This is a genomic window from Corynebacterium sp. HMSC06G04, from assembly GCF_001807365.1.
Lineage (GTDB): Bacteria > Actinomycetota > Actinomycetes > Mycobacteriales > Mycobacteriaceae > Corynebacterium > Corynebacterium simulans.
The window spans coordinates 14270-34815 of record NZ_KV788617.1; the positions used below are offsets into that span (position 1 = coordinate 14270).

At 60.5% G+C, this 20546-nt stretch carries 19 protein-coding genes; 11 read left to right on the plus strand and 8 right to left on the minus strand.

Going from position 1 to position 20546, the window contains the following annotated elements; all coding sequences use genetic code 11:
* Positions 1–26 precede the first annotated feature (26 nt).
* Entirely contained in the window at positions 27–935 is a 909-nt protein-coding gene (locus HMPREF3158_RS07035) for a LysR family transcriptional regulator (protein ID WP_070497844.1), read from the plus strand.
* Positions 936–1029: 94 nt separating this feature from the next.
* Here HMPREF3158_RS07035 and HMPREF3158_RS07040 read toward each other — a convergent pair whose 3' ends face one another.
* Positions 1030–1632: a superoxide dismutase gene (locus HMPREF3158_RS07040; RefSeq protein ID WP_070497846.1), complete on the minus strand. Its 603-nt coding sequence runs from the start codon at positions 1630–1632 to the stop codon at positions 1030–1032.
* A gap of 186 nt (positions 1633–1818) precedes the next feature.
* Here HMPREF3158_RS07040 and msrA point away from each other — a divergent pair, with 186 nt between their 5' ends.
* Entirely contained in the window at positions 1819–2469 is a 651-nt protein-coding gene (gene msrA, locus HMPREF3158_RS07045; protein WP_070497848.1) for a peptide-methionine (S)-S-oxide reductase MsrA, read from the plus strand.
* 27 nt (positions 2470–2496) lie between these two features.
* On the opposite strand, the gene HMPREF3158_RS07050 is transcribed toward msrA, so the two are convergent.
* Positions 2497–4344, minus strand: a complete 1848-nt coding sequence (locus tag HMPREF3158_RS07050) for an alpha/beta-hydrolase family protein (protein WP_083291053.1) — start codon at positions 4342–4344, stop codon at positions 2497–2499.
* Between the two features lie 130 nt (positions 4345–4474).
* On the opposite strand from HMPREF3158_RS07050, the gene HMPREF3158_RS07055 reads away from it, so the two are divergent.
* From HMPREF3158_RS07055 to HMPREF3158_RS07065, 3 genes are read left to right on the plus strand one after another with little or no spacing between them, the layout of a single operon-like run.
* Positions 4475–5422 (plus strand): L-lactate dehydrogenase, encoded by a 948-nt coding sequence (locus HMPREF3158_RS07055; protein ID WP_062036764.1) that lies wholly within the window; start codon positions 4475–4477, stop codon positions 5420–5422.
* Positions 5422–6120 (plus strand): glycerophosphodiester phosphodiesterase family protein, encoded by a 699-nt coding sequence (locus HMPREF3158_RS07060; RefSeq protein WP_070497849.1) that lies wholly within the window; start codon positions 5422–5424, stop codon positions 6118–6120. The genes HMPREF3158_RS07055 and HMPREF3158_RS07060 overlap by 1 nt, the downstream gene beginning before the upstream one ends.
* Before the next feature lie 21 nt (positions 6121–6141).
* Complete coding sequence (locus HMPREF3158_RS07065) at positions 6142–7062, plus strand: DUF5926 family protein (protein ID WP_062036768.1); 921 nt, start codon at positions 6142–6144, stop codon at positions 7060–7062.
* A 118-nt stretch (positions 7063–7180) separates the two neighbouring features.
* Here HMPREF3158_RS07065 and HMPREF3158_RS07070 read toward each other — a convergent pair whose 3' ends face one another.
* The 3 genes from HMPREF3158_RS07070 to HMPREF3158_RS07080 all read right to left on the minus strand — a co-directional run bounded on the left by HMPREF3158_RS07070 (position 7181) and on the right by HMPREF3158_RS07080 (position 10522).
* Positions 7181–8524 carry an LCP family protein gene (locus HMPREF3158_RS07070; RefSeq protein ID WP_070497851.1) on the minus strand — a complete coding sequence of 448 codons (1344 nt, stop codon included), beginning with the start codon at positions 8522–8524 and terminating at the stop codon, positions 7181–7183.
* Positions 8525–8627: 103 nt separating this feature from the next.
* The gene (locus tag HMPREF3158_RS07075; RefSeq protein ID WP_061925099.1) at positions 8628–9377 is read right to left on the minus strand and encodes a CPBP family intramembrane glutamic endopeptidase; all 750 of its coding nucleotides are present in this window, start codon (positions 9375–9377) and stop codon (positions 8628–8630) included.
* Complete coding sequence (locus HMPREF3158_RS07080) at positions 9374–10522, minus strand: amidase (RefSeq protein ID WP_070497853.1); 1149 nt, start codon at positions 10520–10522, stop codon at positions 9374–9376. The genes HMPREF3158_RS07075 and HMPREF3158_RS07080 overlap by 4 nt, the downstream gene beginning before the upstream one ends.
* A 33-nt stretch (positions 10523–10555) precedes the next feature.
* Between HMPREF3158_RS07080 and pheA the strand changes: the two genes are divergently transcribed.
* The gene (pheA, locus tag HMPREF3158_RS07085) at positions 10556–11473 is read left to right on the plus strand and encodes a prephenate dehydratase (RefSeq protein ID WP_070497855.1); all 918 of its coding nucleotides are present in this window, start codon (positions 10556–10558) and stop codon (positions 11471–11473) included.
* Positions 11474–11484: 11 nt separating this feature from the next.
* A complete protein-coding gene (locus HMPREF3158_RS07090) occupies positions 11485–12150 on the plus strand; it encodes a histidine phosphatase family protein (protein ID WP_062036781.1) in 666 nt (221 codons plus the stop codon).
* A 9-nt stretch (positions 12151–12159) separates the two neighbouring features.
* Here the strand turns inward: HMPREF3158_RS07090 and HMPREF3158_RS07095 are convergent, their stop codons facing one another.
* The 3 genes from HMPREF3158_RS07095 to HMPREF3158_RS07105 are packed head-to-tail and all read right to left on the minus strand — an operon-like array spanning position 12160 to position 14423.
* Positions 12160–12507: a metallopeptidase family protein gene (locus HMPREF3158_RS07095; protein ID WP_096337089.1), complete on the minus strand. Its 348-nt coding sequence runs from the start codon at positions 12505–12507 to the stop codon at positions 12160–12162.
* Positions 12508–12552: 45 nt separating this feature from the next.
* Positions 12553–13644, minus strand: a complete 1092-nt coding sequence (locus HMPREF3158_RS07100; RefSeq protein WP_070497984.1) for a septum formation family protein — start codon at positions 13642–13644, stop codon at positions 12553–12555.
* 44 nt (positions 13645–13688) lie between these two features.
* Positions 13689–14423, minus strand: coding sequence for a GntR family transcriptional regulator (locus HMPREF3158_RS07105; protein ID WP_070497857.1), 735 nt, complete (start codon positions 14421–14423; stop codon positions 13689–13691).
* Positions 14424–14488: 65 nt separating this feature from the next.
* Here HMPREF3158_RS07105 and serS point away from each other — a divergent pair, with 65 nt between their 5' ends.
* The 4 genes from serS (at position 14489) to HMPREF3158_RS07125 (ending at position 20540) form a co-directional block, all read left to right on the plus strand.
* The gene (serS, locus tag HMPREF3158_RS07110; RefSeq protein WP_062036787.1) at positions 14489–15745 is read left to right on the plus strand and encodes a serine--tRNA ligase; all 1257 of its coding nucleotides are present in this window, start codon (positions 14489–14491) and stop codon (positions 15743–15745) included.
* Positions 15746–15885: 140 nt separating this feature from the next.
* Complete coding sequence (locus tag HMPREF3158_RS07115; protein WP_070497859.1) at positions 15886–17706, plus strand: lysophospholipid acyltransferase family protein; 1821 nt, start codon at positions 15886–15888, stop codon at positions 17704–17706.
* Between the two features lie 353 nt (positions 17707–18059).
* On the plus strand, positions 18060–19772 hold the full coding sequence (locus HMPREF3158_RS07120; protein ID WP_070497860.1) for a glycerol-3-phosphate dehydrogenase/oxidase: 1713 nt from the start codon (positions 18060–18062) through the stop codon (positions 19770–19772).
* 27 nt (positions 19773–19799) lie between these two features.
* The gene (locus HMPREF3158_RS07125; RefSeq protein WP_061925072.1) at positions 19800–20540 is read left to right on the plus strand and encodes an MIP/aquaporin family protein; all 741 of its coding nucleotides are present in this window, start codon (positions 19800–19802) and stop codon (positions 20538–20540) included.
* Positions 20541–20546 lie beyond the last annotated feature (6 nt).

Genomic DNA, 20546 nt, shown 5'->3' on the forward strand with positions numbered 1-20546 from the left:
GCGCATATAGAAAAGTGGGTGCGGGAATGAACCTGGATGACGTTCGTGGCGTCGTCGCCGTTGCGGAGCTCGGGCAGGTGGGCGCCGCGGCCGATGAGCTAGGCATTTCCCAGTCTGCGCTCACCCGCCGAGTGCAACGCATGGAGCGTGCGCTGGGGGCAAGTCTTTTCAACCGCGTGGGGCGCAGGCTGGTGCTCAATACCCGCGGTGAGGCATTCGTAGTGCACGCACGGAAGATGCTCGCCGCTGAGCGCGCCGGGCGGGATATGGTGTCCCGGCTCATGGACCCGGAACGCGGCGCAGTTCGCCTAGATTTCATGCATTCGCTGGGCACCTGGATGGTCCCTGACCTGGTCAAGGCTTATCGCGCACAGCATCCGAACGTGGATATTCGTCTGCATCAAGGCGCGGCGCAAGAGCTGGTTGGCCGCGTACTCGCGGGCGAGTCTGACCTAGCGCTGGTGGGCCCGCGGCCTACTTTGCCCGAAGCGGCGGAGCCGACAACTAGTGCACAGATAGGTTGGCATCAGATCGAGAGACAGCGGCTGGGGCTCGCCGTGCCCGAGGGACACTGGGCCGCAGACCGCGCGGAGGTAGGAATCGCCGAGTTCCGCGAGGAACCCTTCATCGGCATGCTTCCCGGGTATGGCACGCGCATGCTTCTCGACGCCCTAGCAGACAGTGCAGGCTTTAGCCCACGGTTGGTCTTTGAGTCGATGGAGCTAACCACTGTGGCAGGACTCGTTGCCGCCGGCCTGGGTAGCGCGCTTCTGCCCCTCGACGACCCCTACCTGCAGGTAAGAAACCTCGTTCCGCTGCAGCCGCCCGCTTACCGCGAGCTTGGCCTCGTCTGGCGGCAAGGAGATGAGGCTCCGCCGGTCGCGCAGTTCCGCGACTTCATCGTGGAAGGCACCTGGGCAAAAGGCGGGGCCTAACAAGGGCTCGAGAAGTAGGTAAAACAAAAAGAAAGCCGGCCTTCCTGCCAATCAAAGGCGGGTAAAGGCCGGCTCTAAAAGCGTTAATTAACGCTTACTTGGAAGCTGCAGCGAAGCGCTCAGCAACGTCATCCCAGTTGAATACGTTCCAGACTGCCTTGACGTAGTCAGCCTTCACGTTCTTGTACTGGAGGTAGAAAGCGTGCTCCCACATATCCAGCATGAGCAGCGGGGTGAAGTTGATGGAGGTGTTGCCCTGCTGATCGGTCAGCTGCTGAACGAGGAGGCGGCCAGCGATGTGGTCGTAGCCCAAGACAGCCCAGCCGGAGCCCTGCAGGCCAAGAGCCGCAGCGTTGAAGGCCTTCTGGAAAGCCTCGAAGGAACCGAAGTCACGGTTGATAGCCTCTGCCAGCTCGCCGGTTGGCTCGCCGCCACCGTTAGGGCCAAGGTTCTTCCAGAAGATGGAGTGGTTGGTGTGGCCACCCAGGTTGAAGGCCAGGTTCTTGTACAGAGCGCGCAGGCGGTCAGCGTTGCCCTCGCCCTTAATCTCAGCGTCGATAGCCTCGAGAGCAGCGTTAGCGCCAGCAATGTAGTTTGCGTGGTGCTTGGTGTGGTGCAGCTCCATGATCTCTGCGGAGATGTGTGGCTCGAGTGCGTCGTATGCGTAGTCGAGTTCTGGTAGTTCGTAGACAGCCATTGTTAATTCCTTTCTTTGGGTACGGTGCCCAATGATAGGAGCGCTGAAAGTATTCCGCCACAATTTTTCCACCCCGCGCTACACTCGTCCGCATCGAAGAGCAGGCCTTGGCCCTAAACGGTGGCCAAACGGCCCGAAGAAAATTCGTGAAAACCATCAAATTCAAAGTGAAACGAGGAAGAAAACATGTCGTGGTTGTTTAAACCAGAACCGAAAATCGTTAGCCGGGAAGATGCTCTGCCGGGGCGCGCGGAACCGATCTTGGAGCCGCAGCCGCACGCTGTGTTGGGCACGCCGATTACCGGCCCCTGGAAGGAGGGGCAGAAGTCTCTCGTGATCGGCATCGGCTGTTTCTGGGGTGCGGAGAAAATGTTCTGGGAAACCCCCGGTGTGGAGTCCACGTCCGTTGGCTATGCCGGCGGCACCACCCCAAACCCCACCTATTACGAGGTCTGCCGCGGGCTGACCAATCACGCGGAGGTCGTGCAGATTACCTATGACCCGCAGCAGGTAAGCCTGAAAGAGCTCGTGGTCAAGGCTTTGGAGGCACACGATCCAACGCAGGGCTTCCGCCAGGGCAATGATGTGGGAACGCAGTACCGCTCGGCCTTTTATCCAGAGACCGAGGCCGAGCGCGTGGAAATTCAGGGCATCGTTGACTCTTACGCGGGCAAGCTTGCCGACGCCGGCTTTGGTGACACCACCACCGAAGTAGTCGTGCTATCTGAGACCGACGCAGGCGAGTATTACCTCGCCGAAGACGAGCACCAGCAGTACCTGCACAAGAACCCACACGGCTACTGCCCGCATCATTCCACCGGCGTGAAGTGCGGCTAAGAGTTGCTACGCACTAGGGCGAGAGCGCTATAGACGCTTTTTTACCTGGTGCCGGAAATCGGAAGGCTTATTTAGCTGGTCGCGCTCGACAAAGGCGCGCATGCGCTCTGCCAGTTCTGGCGTTAGCTGTGTACGCGCCTGTGAGCCGAGCACGCTATCCCAGTACCAGAAGGTTTCCTCGAAATAGTTATGCCCGTGTCCGCCAGGGACGTTGAGCGAATTGAGTTGGTCGAGAGCTACTTGCCAGAAGGTGATGAAAGGCACCCATGGCAGGCGCCTGAAGGTATCTGCGTACAGCGTCCTTGGGGCGGGTTCCTGGATCCAGTCTGGACGTATAAAGATGAGGCGGCGATCCCACCAGACGATGGCGTCGGATGCATGCTGGGCAAAGACCACGCGGGGACGCTGCCAGCGCTGGTATTCGTTGCCAAAGGCGTCGTGCTCCATGTGTTCTGGGGTGGAAGCGAACCTGACGTGTTGCCCGGCGTCGATAAGCGGTAGCCGCTCCAATGAACCGCGGTCGCGGGCGCGGGCCAAACGGCGGGTAAAAGCCGTCATCCGCGGCGGGCCGGTAAAGACCGCGCCATCGCAAGCCGCCAGCAATTCCTCCAAGTCCCGATAGTTTTCAACGATGCCGTAGCAGCCCAAAGATTCCCCGGCGAAGTAAAGCTTCGGCCGGTTATCCTCCGGCATATCGTTGATGCGTGATTGCACCGCGGCGATGAGTTCGCGCGCAGCATTGATTGGTGCTTTGCGGTCCACGACGTAGCAAAAGACCGAAGGAAGATAGGAAAACTGCAGCGTCACGGTGGCGCAGTCGCCATGGGTTAAAAACTCATAGGCGGACACCGAGTAGTTGTTGATCCACCCGGAACCTGCTGGCAACTCAATCACGATGGTGTCGCGGCGGAAGGCACCGGTGCGTTCCAGCTCGGCGAGTGCCTGTTGAGCGGCGGCGATGGGCCCGCGGCCTTGGACCAAGCCAATGAAGATGCGGATCGGCTCGTGCGCATCAGAGCAGAGCATGACGTCCTTGATGTCGTGCGCGCGGGGGCCGCGATCCAAAAAGGCGCGGCCTTGTGAGCCCACGGCAGTCCATGGCTCCAGGGACCACGGGCTGCCGGAGCGCTCAGGCTCCCACGGCATCACAGAGCCGGGATAGACCAGCTTATTAAGCTGCAGCGCCTGCATCGAGGCGTCGTGAATGAAGCGCCGCCACAGCATGCGGTCACTAAATAAAGCCATGAGATAACCCACGGTTGATCCGGCCAATGGCCACGCCAGCCAGCGTGGCAGCCAACGTTGGGCCTGGCGGGAGAGCTGGGTGACGGTGAGCTGGGCGGCCTCGCCGATGACGAGCAGGCTGCCATAACCTAGGGTTCCGATGGCGATGCCGAGTGCCGCTGACTGGGGGCCGCGCTCGTTGTACTTGTTGACCAGCTTGGCCTGCTCGCTCTGATTGCGCAGCGAGCGCGCGCCCATCAAAAGCGTGATTACGCCCAGGGCGAGGTGGGTGCGGCTACGGGTGGTGGGCCCAACCCTGTCTTGTGGGCGCTTACCGATGTAGCGCAGGCCGCGTTTAGTGATAAACGCAGCGGTGGTTGCCGTGAAATGTCCGGCTGCCTGACCGATGGCGACGTTGGCTGCGGTGACCCACCAAGGACGTGGCAAAAGCGACGGGGAGACTGCGGCCCAGGTAGCAATTTCCGCCACAAAGATGCCGGGCGCCATATTTTGTGGCAAACGTCTCCTGCCCGTCATGCGTACTCCAGGGGTAAGATCGCTGAGCACTTCCAGACCGAAAACCGCAGCTGAAAGGGTATGTATGGCTGCGGTGCGGGCGAATTTGCGGGCGATATCACGCATGCGAACCATTCAACCAGCATCCTCACCCTCGTGCAGGGGATGTTTGATCGGGCATAAATGATGTGAAATCGGACAGTCCCTTGTGTGAGATCGGGCGTACAACAGGCAAAGTTGGGAGACTCGGGGCACAATAGGGCTCATGGGAAATCATGTAGGAAACAAAGTCGTGCTCATCGGCGCAGGTGATGTTGGAGTTGCCTACGCATTCGCACTCGTTAACCAAGGAACCGTCGACCACCTGGCCATCATCGACATCGACGAGAAGAAGCTCGCCGGCAACGTGATGGACTTGAACCACGGCGTGGTCTGGGCGCCTTCGCGCACCCGCGTCACCAAGGGCACCTACGCGGATTGCGCTGATGCCGCAATGGTGGTCATTTGCGCCGGCGCCGCGCAGAAGCCGGGTGAGACCCGCCTGCAGCTGGTGGATAAAAACGTCAACATCATGAACTCGATCGTTTCCGACGTCATGGCCAACGGCTTCGATGGCATCTTCCTGGTTGCTTCCAATCCAGTGGACCTTTTGACCTACGCAGTGTGGAAGGCTTCCGGCCTGCCGCATGAGCGCGTCATCGGCTCCGGCACCATCCTGGACTCCGCGCGTTATCGCTACATGCTCTCGGAGATGGATGACATCGCTCCGACCTCCGTCCACGCCTACATCATCGGCGAGCACGGCGACTCTGAGCTCCCGGTTGTCTCTTCGGCCAATATCGGCGGTGTGTCCTTGTCCCACCGCTCCGAGGAGGATCCAGGCTACAACGAGCGCATCGAGAAGATCTTCGAAGATACTCGCGACGCTGCCTACACGATCATCGACGCCAAGGGTTCCACCTCTTACGGCATCGGCATGGGCCTGGCACGCATCACTCGTGCAGTCATCCAGAACCAGGCAGTTGTGCTTCCGGTTTCTGCGTACCTGCAGGGCCAGTACGGCGTTGAGGATGCCTACATCGGCACCCCAGCGGTGATCGACCGTTCCGGTATCAACAAGGTTGTTGAGCTGGCGCTCGACGAGCACGAAAAGGAGCGCTTCCGCGCTTCCTTTGAAACGCTCAACAAGATCAAGACTGAGATCTTCGGATAGTGAAAATTGTCGCGCACAGGGGATACTCCGGTAAATATCCGGAGTTGTCCTCTCTTGCATTTGCTAAGGCGCTGGAGCTGCCGATTCACGGCCTCGAGTGCGATATCCGCCTGTCCCGGGACGGCAAGGTGGTGGTCAACCATGACGCCACCCTTGACCGCACCGCGGGCCGCCCAGGCCGCATCGCGCAGATGGATTGGGAGGAGTTGCGCCAGGTCGACATCGGCGGCGGCCAGCACATGCTGCTGCTCGATGAACTGCTGGAGATGCTGGGCGATAACCCGCATCACCTTTACATCGAAACCAAGCATCCTTCCGGCCAAGGCGATGTTCTTGAAGAACAGCTGGTGCTGCGCTTGCGCTACGCCGGGCTTCTCGATGACCCCCGCATCCACATGATTTCCTTTTCCCACAAAGCAGTCCGGCGCATGCAGTCTCTTGCCCCGCAGGTCGATCGCTTCTATCTACGTCGCGACTGGGAGCGGCACTTCCCGGATGTTTTGCTTTCCCGCCCAACGGGCCTGGGTATGTCGTTGTTGCGTGCCAAATTGCGCCCCGATGACATCGGGGCCTTTGGGCTTCCTACCTATCTGTGGACGGTGGATAAACCGGATGACATGAAATGGGCGTGGTCCAACGGGATAGACATTTTGGCCACGAATCAACCAGAAGTGGCCCTACTCGCCATAGAGCTCTAGCCAGCAGGTAGATTGGTGAACATGGCCAAGAAGAAAAAGAACAAGGAACAGCTGCCTGAGGGAATGTCTCGCCGTCAGGCCAAGCTAGCTGCTCGCGCCGCAGAGCGCGCGGCCCTAGAAAAGGATGCCCGTCCCTTCGGTGGCTTGAGCGCTGAGGCTTCCCTCGTTGCGATGCAGGAATTCGTTCCTTCCGCGACTGCAAAGCTTTCCCTCAAGGGCTTTGACAAGGACGTTTATGTCGCCACCGTTCTGCCGGGCGCTTCTGCCGCACTCATCCGTGACGATGAGTTCGGCGGCGACGCATTCGTGGGCTTGCAGGTACAGTCCCACACCCACAACCCGGGCCGCGACCTCGCATTCGCCCTGAACTGGGTAAAGAATAATGAGCCGGGCTCTACCCTTGAGTCCACCGCGGCAGACGGCTCTGAGCCGGCTCTTAGCGAGCTGCTTGAGGAATCTGCAGACTTGGACATTAACGTCTACCAGGATTTCTCCTGGTGGATGCCAGAGGGCGCTCAGATCACCCCGCAGGTGGCGCAGTCTATGCAGATGGCAAACGACTCCGTCATCGAGTCCCACCAGGTAGGCAACGACATCGAGGGCATCGCCTTCTGGGCAAACGCCGGCGGCGGCAAGGCGCACATCCGTTGGGTACGCCCGAACGATGATGAGAACGCCTTCTTAAACGCCCTGGCCCGCGTTGCAGCACGCGGCGAGCTGAACCTTGGTGAAAACACCAAGTTCGCCGGCGTCTTCCGCACCCACGGCCTCATCGCGCCGGTCTTTGACCTGCAGCCAGAGGTAGCATTCGACTCCTACGAGGCAGAGCTTGCTCGTGTCGACAAGGCGCTCGCCGCAGAGATCGACAACGACGAGAACCTGAACTCCGACGAGCGCAAGCAGCTCGAGAACATCAAGTCCCGCCAGGTCACCCTGCGCTAGAAAGTAGCTGTTTAGTACTTTCCGCGCGTACGATGCGCCTACAAAAGACACAAAGAAGGGGAGGCACCTCCGATGAGGTGCCTCCCCTTTTATGATCGCTGCTTTACCGGGAGCGGTCTTACTTCAGCGAATCCCACAGCTGCTGGGTTGCTTCTTCATCCCAGAGCACCACGTTGCCTACCGTGGTGTCCTCGAAGCCGCCGATTGGCACGGTCTCGGTCTCCACGCCGCTGGCCATGGCCAGCGCCACGCGGGCCAGGTGCCAGACGTGGTCTTTTTCGCCCACGATGAAGGAGCTGGCGGTGTGGTTGACCAGGGAGATGGTCCTAAACGGATTGATCAGCGTGCTCGGCGAGGTGATCTTATCCAGCAGCGCTGCGAAGAATTCACGCTGGCGCTGGACACGGTCAAGGTCACCCATCGCGGTAGCGCGCGTGCGCACGTAGCCCAGCGCCTCCGGTCCGCGCAGCTCCTGGCAGCCCGGCTGCAGGTTGATTCCGGCGAGCGGATCATCAATCGCTTCCTTGACGCAGATATCTACACCGCCAACAGAATCAACCACGTTGGCCAGGCCGCCCATGCCGATTTCGGCATAGTGATCGATGTGCAAGCCAGTGGATTGCTCCACGGTTTCCGTCAGCAGCTGCGGGCCACCATAGGTAAAGGCAGCATTGATCTTGTCCATGCCGAAGCCAGGTACCTCGACGTAGCTATCGCGCGGAATGGAGACCAGCTTGGCCTTGCCGGAAGCCGGAATGTGCAGGACCATGATGGTGTCGGTACGGCCGACGCCCACGTCACCACCGGTGCCGAGCTCTGCCTGCTGTTCCTCCGTCAGCCCCTGGCGGGAATCGGAGCCCACCAACAGCCAGTTGGTGCCCGCTGTATTGGAGACCTGCTGTTCCGGCATCGCCTCGATGCGGGTCAGGCGCGAATCCGTCCACAAGGTAAAGACCAAGGTCAGCACGAGCATGATCGCCACGAACCAGCCCAGGCAGCCCAAAGACTTCTTAATCGGGTTTACCTTCTTGCGGCGGCGATGCGGACGCTGCGGTTTTACGCCCCTTGGGCCTTCAGGTGAGCGATAGCTGCGCGGTACATCTGGCGTTGCGCGCCGAGGCGCACGCTGGGGCATGCTCTGCTGTTCGCGCCGGGGCGGCGTGCGCCGTGGCGCGCCCTGATTGCGCTCCATGTATGCGCCCACATCAAAACGGGTTTCTTCCGGGCGGGGAGAGGTCGGGCGGGCGCTAGGGTTACTCGCCGCAGATCCTGCCCGCGGTGGGCGCGGCGCTGCTTGGCGACGCCGCACTGGGCGCCCAAAGCGGTCCCTTATAGGTTTGCCGTCAGCACCGAGCACGTAGTCTGCGGCCGAGCCTGCGCCGGAATCTGCTCCGGAGGCGGGCACAGGGCTATCACCTGCGCGGCGTGCCTCGCGATGCGGGTCTCGTCCAGATTGAGTCATGCGCTCAACTCTACATCGAATTCACTCCTGTCCCATATGTGTACATGCGTTTGTCCACATACGTTTGTTCCGAACTGGGCTGTGCATAAACAGAATGCGCCGTCTAGAAAAGCAGGGAATATCCCACGAAAGCCACTGCGTCGATGAGAAAGTGCGCGATGACAAGCGGCCAGACTTTGCCGGTCTTGGCATAGAAGTATCCGTAGACCAGCCCCATCACGATGTTGCCGAAACCTGCCGATACACCCTGGTAGAGATGATAGGAACCGCGCAGGATTGATGACGCCGCGAGGGTAGCCGGCAGCGCCCAGCCTGATTGGCGCAGGCGGGTCATAAACCAGTAGACCACCACGACTTCCTCGGCAAAGGCGTTCGCGGCCGACTTCAAAAGCAGCACTGGCATTTCCACCCAGGCATTATCGAAGGAGGTTGGGACCACTTCCTTGGTCCAACCAAAGTGCAGCGCAGTGTAGTACAGTGCGAGCCCCGGCAACCCGATGAGTGCGGCCAGGCCTGCGCCCTGCAGCCAATCCCTTACACGCAGGAAACGCTCAAGCATCGCCGCGGGTTTGTTCCGGACCGAAAGCAAATAGAGCGCCAGCGCGCCCCAGGAAAACAGCACGGCGGCGGAGCAGAGCTGCAGGCCCAGGTCCAGCCACGGGGAGACAGATTGGCTCGAGTTGATGGTCACCGATTGCGCGTTTAGTGGTGCTGGATTGAGCAGGTCATCGATGAGCCGCAGCACCGAGCGCACGCCCGAAATACCAAAACTCAAGGCCAAGACGATGAGGATTTCCGTCAGCCTCGTCCGGTTCTTTTGGTTTCCGGCCTCTTTAAGATGCCCGCGCGTCATGGGTGCAGCACCTTCGCTAAGCCGAGCAGCTCGGCGTCGTCAAGCGTTATGCCTCCCAAATGCACGCCCACCGGCGGGTGGTCTGGCACCTTCCAGGGAATCGAAACCGCGGGCAGCATCGCGACGTTGAACAGCGAGCCCCACGGCGACCACCGCGTTTGTTCGTCGAAATTCTCCTGGTGCGGGAGGGAGGTAAACGCGCCGCGCCTGGGCGGATCATAGGCCAGCATTGGCGTGAGAATGGCGTCTACCTGCCAGTACTCCGCCAACAACGCCGGCAGCTGCGCCGCGTGCTCGCGCGCCGCCGCGTGCTCGGCGTTGCTTACCTGCATCCCCAGTTGGCGGATCCACTCGGCGTAGCCGGTGGTCTCCGGGAGCTTGGCCAGCTTGCGCATGAATAGGCGCTGGAAAGCCTGGAAAGTCTCGCCTGCCTGCGGATAGGGCGAAATCGCCACCGTTTCAAAACCCTGGCCCTCCAGTACCTGCGCTGCTTCTTTGACCGCCTGCAGCATGTGCGGGGCAACGGCCGTGGAAGCAAAGAGCGGATCGACCAGCACGCCTACCCGTGCGCGTGGCGTCCGTGGGCGCAGTTCGTGGAGAAAAGCGGCGTCGTCAAGAGTGCGCGCAATAAAGCCCTGCACCGCCAGCTCCTCGCCGGAGGGCTTGAAGCCCACCACGCCACAAGCCGCAGCAGGCACCCGGATGGAGCCGCCGCCGTCCGAAGCATGAGCCGCACGCAGTAACCCTCGGGCCACCTGCACCGCCGCACCGCCCGAGGAACCACCCGGCGTCTTTCCTGGATAGAGCGGGTTATCCGGATGCGGCAGGCCCACCGGTTCCGTATCTACCCGCAGGCCCAACTCCGGTGCCGCGGACTTACCCACGATGCGCGCTCCCTGCTGCTCCAAGCGCTCGATGAAAGGATCGCTGAACTCTGGGAGATAGGTGCGCTGCACATGCCCCATGGTGGTAGGCATGCCCGCTACATCGTTGAGATCCTTGGCGGAGAGTATCCACCCGCTTAACCGGCCTTCCGCCTGCGGTGCGCGCTCCAAGTCGAGGTGGGTAAATCCATGCTCTTCGGCGCTTAAATGCGCAAGCGATTCGCGGAGAGCCGCCAAGCTGAAATCCGGGGAAAACTCCATGGCGCCACAGTCTAGTGGGCTAGGGTTGCCAGCATGAGCACCGCAACAAAAATTGCCTTCCTTGGTCCCGCCGGTACCTTCACCGAGGCTGCTCTGCAGCAGATGGCCAGCGAATTCGCCGCCGTGGAGCCGCTGCCAGTGGACTCGCCCGCGGCAGCTGTGAACGCGGTGCGCGCAGGTAAAGCGGACTATGCCTGCGTTGCCCTGGAAAATTCGGTCGACGGTGCGGTGACCGCCACGTCCGACGCCCTAGTCGATGGCGACGCAGTGCAGATCTATCGCGAAGTCGACCTGTCTGTTGCGTTTAGCATCATGGTCCGGCCCGGCACTAAGCCCAATGACGTGCGTACCTTTTCCACCCATCCGGTGGCCTTGCAGCAGGTCCGTGGCTGGTTGGCAGAGAATCTTCCCGCTGCCACGTTTGTTGCCGCCAGCTCCAATGGTGCCGCAGCCCAGGCGGTAGCTGCGGGGGAAGTCGATGCGGCAGCAGCGCCGACCCGCGCCGCGGAACTCTTTGAGCTGGACACGCTCGCCGATGCCGTGGCCGACGTCCAGGGCGCCACCACCCGCTTCGTCCTCGCGGGGCTGCCCGGAAAACCAACGACCCGCACCGGTCGTGACAAGACCGCAGTGGTCTTTACCCTGCCCAACGAACCAGGTTCGTTGGTCGGCGCACTGGAGGAATTCGCCCACCGCGGTGTGGATCTTTCCCGTATCGAATCGCGGCCTACCCGCACCGGACTCGGCACGTATAGGTTCCACGTGGAACTAGTAGGCCACATCGATGACGAACCCGTGGCCGCAGCGCTGCGCGCATTGTGGTTGCGCGCGGAAGAACTCGTCTTCTTGGGTTCGTGGCCCTCCTATTCGGATAAGGGCACGCAGCCGCGTGATCTATCGCGCTTGAAAGCGGCAGATGAATGGGTAGCGCGGGCACGGAAGGGCCAATAGTGTAGGAAACTATGAGCGGAAGAATCTTTCTCGTGCGCCATGGCCAGACCTACTCCAACGTCGAGCACCTGCTCGATACACGCCCGCCGGGAGCCGAGCTTACCGAGCGTGGCCGTGGTCAGGCCACGGACGTTGGCCAAGAGCTTGCGGAGCTAACCGCAGGCCGCAAGGTGCGCTTTTATTGCTCTATTGCGCTGCGCGCCCAGCAAACCGCGATGCTGGCGGCGGAGTCTTTTGCCAAGGCCACCGGCCAAATCCGTGTGCCTGTGGAGGTAAAGACGGGCATCCACGAAATTTTCGCCGGCGACTTCGAGATGGACGGCAGCGAGGACGCCCACCGTTCCTACATGGTGGCGCTGCGCGGCTGGCTCGACGGCGACGAGAACGCCTGCATGGAAGGCGGCGAGACCTACCGCAACGTGCTGGAGCGCTATCAGCCAGTTATTGAAGAAATTGCCGCTAACCTAGGCGAGGACGAGGACGCGGTCGTTGTCAGCCATGGCGCCGCCATTCGTGTGGTCAGCCGTCACGCCACCGGAGTCGACGCGGACTTCGCCTACACCGGGTACATGGCAAACGGACGTTTTACGGTGATGGAGCCCAACGGCCAGCCCTTTGGCAAGTGGACACTGAAACGCTGGGCAGATACCGATATGGAAGAATCCAGCAGCATCTAGCCGAGGGCGCTAACCCCAGCCCAGATGGTGTAGCTCGTGTTCTTCTAGCCCGAAGTAGTGGCCGAGCTCGTGGAAGACGGTCACCTCGACTTGGTGCGCCAGCTCTTCTTCCGTGTTGCACCATTCCTGCAGCGCACCACGGTAGATGAAGATGGTGTCGGGGAGAAAGCCCGTGTGGTCGAAAGTGCGATCCGGAAGGGCCACGCCCACGTAGAGGCCCAACAGGTGGGGATTTTCTGCGTTGAAATCCTCCACCAAGATGGCCAGGTTGCGCATCCGCTGGACGAACTCGTCCGGGAGTTTATCGAGCGCATCGTTGACCATCTCATCGAAGCGCTCTTCGCTTACTAAATACACCTGCTGCTCGTTATCGCCTTTTGTATTACCGATTTGCTCGGCTTATTACTGTGCGGCAGGTGCCGGAGTGTTAGCCGCCGAGCTATTGTCTGCTGGGGCGCCCTGTGCGTTAGGCGCTGGGGTGGGCGCTGCGGAAGGGTTGCGCACCGGATTGCGCTCTGGCTGGACTGCTGGTGGCGCGCCGTCGATAGTCAGAGCGTTACGGCCGCCAGTGGCTGAGCCGGTGATGGTGGAGAAGTGGCCATCGTTTGGGTGCATCAAAGAGCAGTTCACGGAGCGGCTGCCACCGTTCCATGCGGCCTCGTTGACCGAGCCCCAGAAGGGTTGCAAGGTGGACTGATAAAGGTTTTCTTCCTCGCCCAGGTACTCGATGGCGGCGGCCGTACAAGTTTCGTTGAGGTAGGAGTTGAGTTCCTCACCGTTGGGGTAGCCACCGGTGAAGTGCTCGCCCAGGTTCACGATGGATACGGTCTCCAGCTGGTGCGGCTGCGCACAGTCCACGGTGCGCACGATCTGCTTGTCATCGATGCTGCGGCATTCGCCAGGCTTGGCGACGACCGCCTGATCTACCGCTTCCACGTTGCCGGTATTTAGCTGTGGAACGCCTGCCTCATCGGTGGTCTGTAGGCCACAGAGTAGGGTGCGATCTCCTTGCTGCCATGCCGCCTGTGGCGGCAGGACGGATGCAATGTCGAACTTGCCGTTTGGATCCCATTTGCCGTGCAGGTAGCCCAGGGTGCTGGACTCGCACAGCTCATCGCGCAGGGCATTCTGGCGGGTTACGTCGGGACGTTTGGCGTCGGGGCCGAACTCACTGGTGGGGTAGGTGCTGAGATCCTCGCGGGCAGCAACCTCAAAGCGGTGCGGCTTATCGCAGGAAATCTCTGCGAAGTTAGAGATTTCTCCCTTGCCATCTATGTCCCAGGATAAGCAGGTGCCGGACTCGGCCGAGGTAAACGCAATTACCTCTGGCTCGGCGGAGGGCTGCTCTGCTTTATCGGGAGCAGACTGGTTATTCGTGCTGCCAGTATCCGGGCTAAGCAGCCCGTATGCACCGAGAAACGCGGCGGCTGCGAGGGTGGCCACCAAGAATAACCGGACGGCAAACGATGAGCGCCAAGGAGAATTTTTACTCATAAGGCCTCCCATAGTACCCGTCTGCCTGGGATTCTTCTTATCCTTTAGGCGTCGAGAGCGCGGCTGACCCGCGTGGTGAGCCGGTAGCGGTCGGTGCGATAGACCGAAGAGCACCACTCAACTGGGCGATCGCCCGAGCGGGACTTGCGGATGATGTGCAGCAGTGGGGTGCCGGGCTCGACGTCGAGAAGCTGCGCTATCTCCGCATCCGCCGCAATCGCCGTGACCGTCTGATCCGCCTCCGTGATTGGCAGATCGAAGTTGGAGTCCAGGATGGCGTAGACCGAGTTGTAGATGTCATTTTCCAGAAGGTTGGGAACAAAGGCAGAGTTATACCAACCGTCATCGATGGAATAGGGCTCCCCATCGCCCAAGCGGAGGCGGCGTAGGTGGGTATGCGTCACGGAAGGATCGGCGCCGAAGAACTCGGACACCTCATCCGGGGCTGACGCGCGGCCGCCCAAGAGGATTTTGCTGGAGGCCTGGACACGTTGGGCACCCATTTCATCGGAGAATGAGGCCAAATGCAGACGAGATACTAGGGGATTAGGGGCGACGAAGGTGCCTTTGCCGCGCACGCGCCGCAGGCGTCCGGCGGCAACCAAATCACCGATGGCGCGGCGCACCGTGATGCGAGAGACGCCATAAGTCTCTTCCAGAATGCGCTCACCTGGGAGGATGTCCCCTGGCTTCAAAGTGGTGTTGCACAGCTCGGTGAGGATGTCACGCAGCTGGGCATGCTTTGGGACGGGTCCATCGGTGATGATTTGTGCGGTCATAAACACATAATAATTCGCTGGTTATTACCACTGCAAGGGCAGCCTAGTGCGCTAAACTTTTAAGCGTGATTGATCTAAAGTTCCTCCGCGAAAACCCAGACGTTGTCCGTTCCTCCCAGGTAACCCGTGGTGAGGATCCAGCTCTTGTTGACGAGCTTCTGGCCGCCGACGAAGCCCGCCGTTCTGCCATCCTGGCAGCCGACGAGCTGCGCTCCGAGCAGAAGGCCTTCGGCAAGAAGATTGGCCAGGCCTCCCCAGAAGAGCGTCCAGCCCTGCTGGAGGGTTCTAATGAGCTGAAGGAAAAGGTCAAGAAGGCCGAGGCGGAACTGGCTGCTGCTGAAGAAAAGGTAAACGAGCTGCAGTTCCAGCTCTCCAACGTCGTGGAGGGCGCGCCGGCTGGCGGCGAGGATGACTTCATCGTCCTCGAAGAGGTTGGCACGATCCCAGAGTTCGACTTCGAGCCGAAGGATCACTTGGAACTCGGCGAGTCCCTTGGGCTTATCGACGTAAAGCGTGGCGCCAAGGTGGGCGGCGCCCGCTTCTACTACCTGACCGGTGACGGTGCCTTCCTGCAGCTGGGCATGCTCATGCTCGCGGCACAGAAGGCGCGCGAGGCTGGCTTCCAGCTGATGATCCCGCCAGTTCTGGTTCGCCCAGACATCATGGCCGGCACCGGCTTCTTGGGCCAGCACTCCGATGAGATCTACTACCTGCCGGCAGATGATCTCTACCTCGTCGGTACCTCCGAGGTTGCGCTCGCGGGCTACCACAAGGATGAAATCCTGGATCTCAGCGACGGCCCAATCAAGTACACCGGTTGGTCCTCCTGCTTCCGCCGCGAGGCTGGCTCCCACGGCAAGGACACCCGCGGTATCCTGCGTGTTCACCAGTTCGACAAGCTGGAAATGTTCGTCTTCTGCAAGCCGGAAGAAGCAGAGCAGATGCACCAGATGCTGCTGCAGATGGAAAAGGACATGCTCGCTGCGATGGAGCTGCCTTATCGCACCATCGACATCGCTGGTGGCGACCTTGGCTCGTCTGCTGCCCGCAAGTTCGACAACGAGGCATGGGTTCCAACCCAGGGCTGCTACCGCGAGCTAACCTCCACCTCGAACTGCACCACCTTCCAAGCGCGTCGTCTGCAGACCCGCTACCGCGACGAAAACGGCAAGACCCAGTACGCCGCAACCCTCAACGGCACCCTGGCCACCACCCGCTGGCTCGTTGCCATCCTGGAAAACCACCAGCAGGCCGATGGCTCCGTGGTTGTCCCAGAGGCGCTGCGCCCATTCGTGGGCAAGGACGTTCTACGTCCGCGCTAAAGCAGATTAGTTAACAGTTATATATACGTCCCCCGGGTTTTCCTGATCCGGGGGACTTGTCGTGCTTAACTAGTAATTGTTTTGTCCGAGCTACCTTTAGCCTCCACAAAGTCCCGCATTTTTAACCAGGGGGAAGAACTATGAACGCCGTTAAAGACTTCTTTTATCAACGCATTGTCACCCTGGCACGGGGCGTTACTATTGCGCAGGGGCTTAAGTTTCGCACCTGGGGCGAGGAGAATATCCCGGACAAGGGCGGTGCGGTGCTCGTGGTCAATCACACCGGTTACATGGACTTTGTCTTCGGCGGTTTTCTGCCGCATAAGAAGAAGCGCCTGGTGCGCTTTCTGACCAAGGCCGGCGTCTTCAAGACCCCAGTCGTGGGCCCACTGCTGAAGATGATGGGCCACATCCCGGTAGACCGTATCGATGGTGGAGCTTCCATCCGCCAAGGCATCGAGCTGGCCAAGGCCGGCGAGCTGGTCGGCGTCTTCGCCGAGGGTACGATTTCCCGCAGCTTCGAAATCCGCAGCATGCGTGGCGGCGCAGCCCGCATCGCTTATGAAGCCGGCGTGCCGATTATCCCGATGGTCACCTTCGGCTCCCAACGGTTGTGGACCAAGGGGCAGAAGAAGAACCTGGGCCGCAGCAATACCCCGCTGCTCATCCGTGCCCTCGAGCCTTTTAAACCGACTGGCGACGTCGAGGCAGACACCGCCGAAATTCGTCGCCGCATGCAGGAAGGCCTCGAGATGCTCTGGAAGGACTACGAGGCGGAGTTTGGTCCAATGCCGAAGGGCGCTTTTTGGGTTCCAGCCCGCATGGGCGGCGGAGCGCCGAGCCTGGAGGAAGCAGAGCGCGAGGATAAGGCGGTCGAGTCGGAGCGCTACCGCGTGCGCCGCCTGCGCGATGACCTGATGGGGCTCAAGACTCGCATCTCCGAAGCCACCTCTGAGCTGTTCAAGGACCGTCTGGCCATTACCGCAAAGCCGGCCAGCGGCGAGGTGGAGGAGCTCAAGCGCACCACCCCGGAGACACTCGAGTGGATCAAGGAAAACCTCAACATCGTCATCGAGGAGGCCACTCGTGGCTTGGGTGAGGGCCGCGACAAAGTCACCGAAATCATGGGACAGCTCAAGGTTGATGTGGCTGAGACGCAGGCCAACCTCGCCACCAGTAGCAAGGAAGTCTTCGCGGGCTCCAAAGTGGAGCAGGGCTTGTTGAGCGCTGCGACCCAGTCGCGCCTTATCGTCTCCCGCCTGCCACACCGCATGAAGGCGCACTTCACGCAGATCCCGCGCATCGTTGTGGCAGATGAATCCACCTTGAATTATGAGGATGGTTCCGTGACCAAGCGCCTGCATGATGCATTCGCCGGCGTTTATCCGGAGTCGCAGATGCTGGTGCTGATGTCCCCGCAGGCGGCGGCTTACCCAGACTCCACCTTTGCCAATATCCAGCAGGAACTTTGGAGGATTGAGCATCAGGGCGGCGTCGTCAAGCATGGCTCCGAGGTTATTGCCATGCATCCGCTTTCCGACGCCGCCGTTGCTGCCATCGAAGCACACAGCGACATTGTCGTCGAATGGGCCTACGAAGGTGGGGAAGTGGTCTCTGGTCATATCAAGCGCGAGCTGCGTGAGGTGAAGGACGTCCTGGGTGAAGTATCCGGTGCCCGTTTCGTGGACACCCCAACGGGGCTAATCGTGGTTGCAGATGAGGCATGTCGGTGGGCTGCTACTGAGCAGATTCTTGAGCTAGTGGGGGCGGCCCCGCGTGAGGTGATCGTCTTTGCTGGTGAGGCAGGAGACGAGGTTTTCTTGGACCACACGCAGGTGGTCGCGCTGGAGACCGCACCCATTGAGCTGGTCAAAGAAGCAGGTTCCGTGACCTACTCGGCAGAGCGCGCTGGCGTCTCCGAGGTGCTGGAGGCGATGGCGAAGTTGAATAAGAAGAAGTAGACCTTAATAAAGTTAGGGGAACCGCAAGGAGCGTCTGGATATGACCAGAGGCTCTTTTTATTTGTCCGCCTATACCCCCTTATAGGGGTGACATAAGTTTCTTTCCTTTATAAAAATTAATGAAAAATGCTGGTTACGGTGGAGGAACTTACGAGTGAGTAGCGCAACAGCGCGCTTTCTGTCGTGACCCCTAACATAAGATTCAGGAGAAAAGATCTTCAAGGCCCGAGGCGGGGAATGGACCACTTTGGGCGACCATGAGGCTCCGCCTGTCACCGTAGCGCGCGCCGTGCGAGAGCACGGCGACGGTATTGCGATGGCATAAGGGGCAAGTTAAGGAGATGAGTTTAGTAATGACAAAGCTAAGCAATCAGAGTTTCAACCCGGAATACTTTGAAAAGGCATGGGAGAACTACTCCGATGAAGAATATGACGTCGTCATCATCGGCGGTGGCTCCGTTGGCGCAGGTGCAGCGGTCGACGCCGCTACCCGTGGCCTGAAGACCGCAGTTGTCGAGTCCCGCGACTTCGCGGCAGGTACCTCTTCCCGCTCCTCCAAGATGTTCCACGGTGGGTTGCGCTACCTGGCGATGTTCGACTTCCGCCTGGTCGCCGAGTCTCTCCATGAGCGCGAGCTCAACATGTCCACCCTGGCTCCGCACCTGGTTAAGCCGCTGAAATTCATCTTCCCGCTGACCCACCCAGTCTGGGAGCGCGTGATGATGTTCGGCGGCTTTACTTTGTATGACCTCATGGGCGGCGCAAAGAGCGTTCCGATGCAGAAGCACTTGACCCGCAAGGGCGTGCTCAAGGTTGCCCCGGGCCTGAAGGATCACGCAGTGGTTGGCGGCGTGCGCTACTACGACACGCTTGTCGACGACGCTCGCCACACCATGACCGTCTTGCGTACCGCCGCCGAGTTCGGCGCCAGCGTCCGTACCGGCACCGAGGTCGTGGGCTTTGAAAAGGACCGCGGCGGCCGCATCACCGGCGCGCATGTCCGTGACGTTGCAACCGGCCGCGAGGCCACCATCAAGGGCCGCGTCTTCATCAACGCCACCGGCGTGTGGAATGACAAGATTCAAGAGATGGCCGGCGTGGAGGGCAAGTTCACCGTCCACGCTTCCAAGGGCGTGCACATCGTTGTGCCGAAAGACGCCCTCGACGCCGATGCTGCACTGTGCTTCGTCACCGAGAAGTCCGTCCTCTTCGTTATTCCATGGGGCGAATACTGGATCATCGGTACCACCGACACGGACTGGGAAAAGGGTCTGTCTCTGCCGGATCCAGCACCAACCAAGGCTGACATCGACTACATCCTGGATCAGGTTAACCAGCGCGTTTCCCGCACCATTACCCGCTCCGACATCGTCGGCGTTTACTCCGGCTTGCGCCCGCTTTTGACCGGTAAGTCCGACACCACCACCAAGCTGTCCCGCAACCACGCCGTGGCCAAGGTTGCTCCGGGCCTCGTCTCCGTTGCCGGTGGCAAGTACACCACCTACCGCGTCATTGGTAAGGATGCCGTTGACCTGGCCGTCAAGGAGCTGATTTTCGACGCTCCAGAGTCCGTCACCGAACGCACCCCAATCCTGGGTGCCGAGGGCTACCACGCTCTGGCTAACCAGGTACCGACCTTGGCTAAGCGCTACGGAGTGCACCAGGACGTCATCGAGCACCTGCTTGGCCGCTACGGCTCCCTGCTGGGCGAGGTCCTCGCTCCGGCAGAAGAAGACGCTGAGCTGCTGAAGCCGGTCCCAGGTGCAGAGCAGTACCTGTGGGCTGAGGTGCGCTACGCCGTTACCCACGAGGGTGCACTGCACCTGGATGACATCCTTTCGCGCCGCCTGCGCATCGCCATTGAGTACGCACACCGCGGCGTCGATTGTGCCGATGCGGTGGCCAACTTCGTCGCTCCGCTGTTGGACTGGGACGATGCTACCAAGCAGGCAGAAATCGCCGCATTCAAGCAGCACACCGAAGCCGAGCTGCAGGCAGAAGCAGCACTGACCGACCAAGAAGCAAACGACATCCTCGTGCGCGCGGCAGGCAAGCCGCAGGTATAAGGACCATTCAAGAGAAAGACTAAAAGCATGACCGCAATGGATGCTTTCCTCTGGGAGTTCATCGGAACTGCCCTGCTCCTCCTGCTGGGTAACGGCGTGTGCGCCTTGGTTACCCTGCGCACCTCCGGTGCCAAAGGATCTGACTGGATTGTCATTGCCCTGGGCTGGGGCATGGCAGTTTTCGTGGGCGCCAGCGTGGCGGACCCTTCCGGCGGCCACCTCAACCCGGCCGTGACCTTGATGGTTGCCATCAACGGCGGCCTTGAGTGGAACCTCGTTCCTGCTTACATCGCAGGCCAGCTATTGGGCGCAATGCTCGGCGCATTGCTTGCTTGGGCGGCCTTCAAGCAGCTTTTCGACGCCAATAACCTCGACGAAGCTGGCAATGAAACCGGTGCGAACGCCTCCACCGGTGGCATCTTCTTCACTGGCCCTGCTCACCCGAATAACTTCTGGAATGCGGTCACTGAGTTCATCGGTACCTGCGTACTGTTGATGTTCATTGCCTTTGGTCCTTCCGGCGGTGAGATTGGTGCACTGAAGTATTTCGCAGTCGCATTCGTCGTCGTTTCGGTCGGCCTTTCCCTGGGTACCCCAACCGGCTACGCCATCAACCCGGTCCGTGACCTGGGCCCGCGCTTGATGTACGCATTCGTCCTTCCCATCAAGGACAAGGGAAGCGCCAACTGGGGCTATGCCTGGGTGCCAATCGTCGCCCCGCTGCTTGCTGCAGTAGCCATCGGTTTCCTTTCCATGGCTTTGGCTTAAATACGC

Bases quoted from the DNA above. Each gene is read 5' to 3' on its own strand.
- HMPREF3158_RS07065 (WP_062036768.1), top strand. From the start codon at position 6,142: ATGGCCAAGAAGAAAAAGAACAAGGAACAGCTGCCTGAGGGAATGTCT.
- HMPREF3158_RS07050 (WP_083291053.1), bottom strand. From the start codon at position 4,344: ATGGTTCGCATGCGTGATATCGCCCGCAAATTCGCCCGCACCGCAGCC.
- HMPREF3158_RS07055 (WP_062036764.1), top strand. From the start codon at position 4,475: ATGGGAAATCATGTAGGAAACAAAGTCGTGCTCATCGGCGCAGGTGAT.
- msrA (WP_070497848.1), top strand. From the start codon at position 1,819: ATGTCGTGGTTGTTTAAACCAGAACCGAAAATCGTTAGCCGGGAAGAT.
- HMPREF3158_RS07115 (WP_070497859.1), top strand. From the start codon at position 15,886: ATGAACGCCGTTAAAGACTTCTTTTATCAACGCATTGTCACCCTGGCA.
- HMPREF3158_RS07075 (WP_061925099.1), bottom strand. From the start codon at position 9,377: ATGACGCGCGGGCATCTTAAAGAGGCCGGAAACCAAAAGAACCGGACG.
- HMPREF3158_RS07090 (WP_062036781.1), top strand. From the start codon at position 11,485: ATGAGCGGAAGAATCTTTCTCGTGCGCCATGGCCAGACCTACTCCAAC.
- HMPREF3158_RS07100 (WP_070497984.1), bottom strand. From the start codon at position 13,644: ATGAGTAAAAATTCTCCTTGGCGCTCATCGTTTGCCGTCCGGTTATTC.
- HMPREF3158_RS07040 (WP_070497846.1), bottom strand. From the start codon at position 1,632: ATGGCTGTCTACGAACTACCAGAACTCGACTACGCATACGACGCACTC.
- HMPREF3158_RS07080 (WP_070497853.1), bottom strand. From the start codon at position 10,522: ATGGAGTTTTCCCCGGATTTCAGCTTGGCGGCTCTCCGCGAATCGCTT.
- HMPREF3158_RS07035 (WP_070497844.1), top strand. From the start codon at position 27: ATGAACCTGGATGACGTTCGTGGCGTCGTCGCCGTTGCGGAGCTCGGG.
- pheA (WP_070497855.1), top strand. From the start codon at position 10,556: ATGAGCACCGCAACAAAAATTGCCTTCCTTGGTCCCGCCGGTACCTTC.
- HMPREF3158_RS07120 (WP_070497860.1), top strand. From the start codon at position 18,060: ATGACAAAGCTAAGCAATCAGAGTTTCAACCCGGAATACTTTGAAAAG.
- HMPREF3158_RS07105 (WP_070497857.1), bottom strand. From the start codon at position 14,423: ATGACCGCACAAATCATCACCGATGGACCCGTCCCAAAGCATGCCCAG.
- HMPREF3158_RS07125 (WP_061925072.1), top strand. From the start codon at position 19,800: ATGACCGCAATGGATGCTTTCCTCTGGGAGTTCATCGGAACTGCCCTG.
- HMPREF3158_RS07070 (WP_070497851.1), bottom strand. From the start codon at position 8,524: ATGACTCAATCTGGACGAGACCCGCATCGCGAGGCACGCCGCGCAGGT.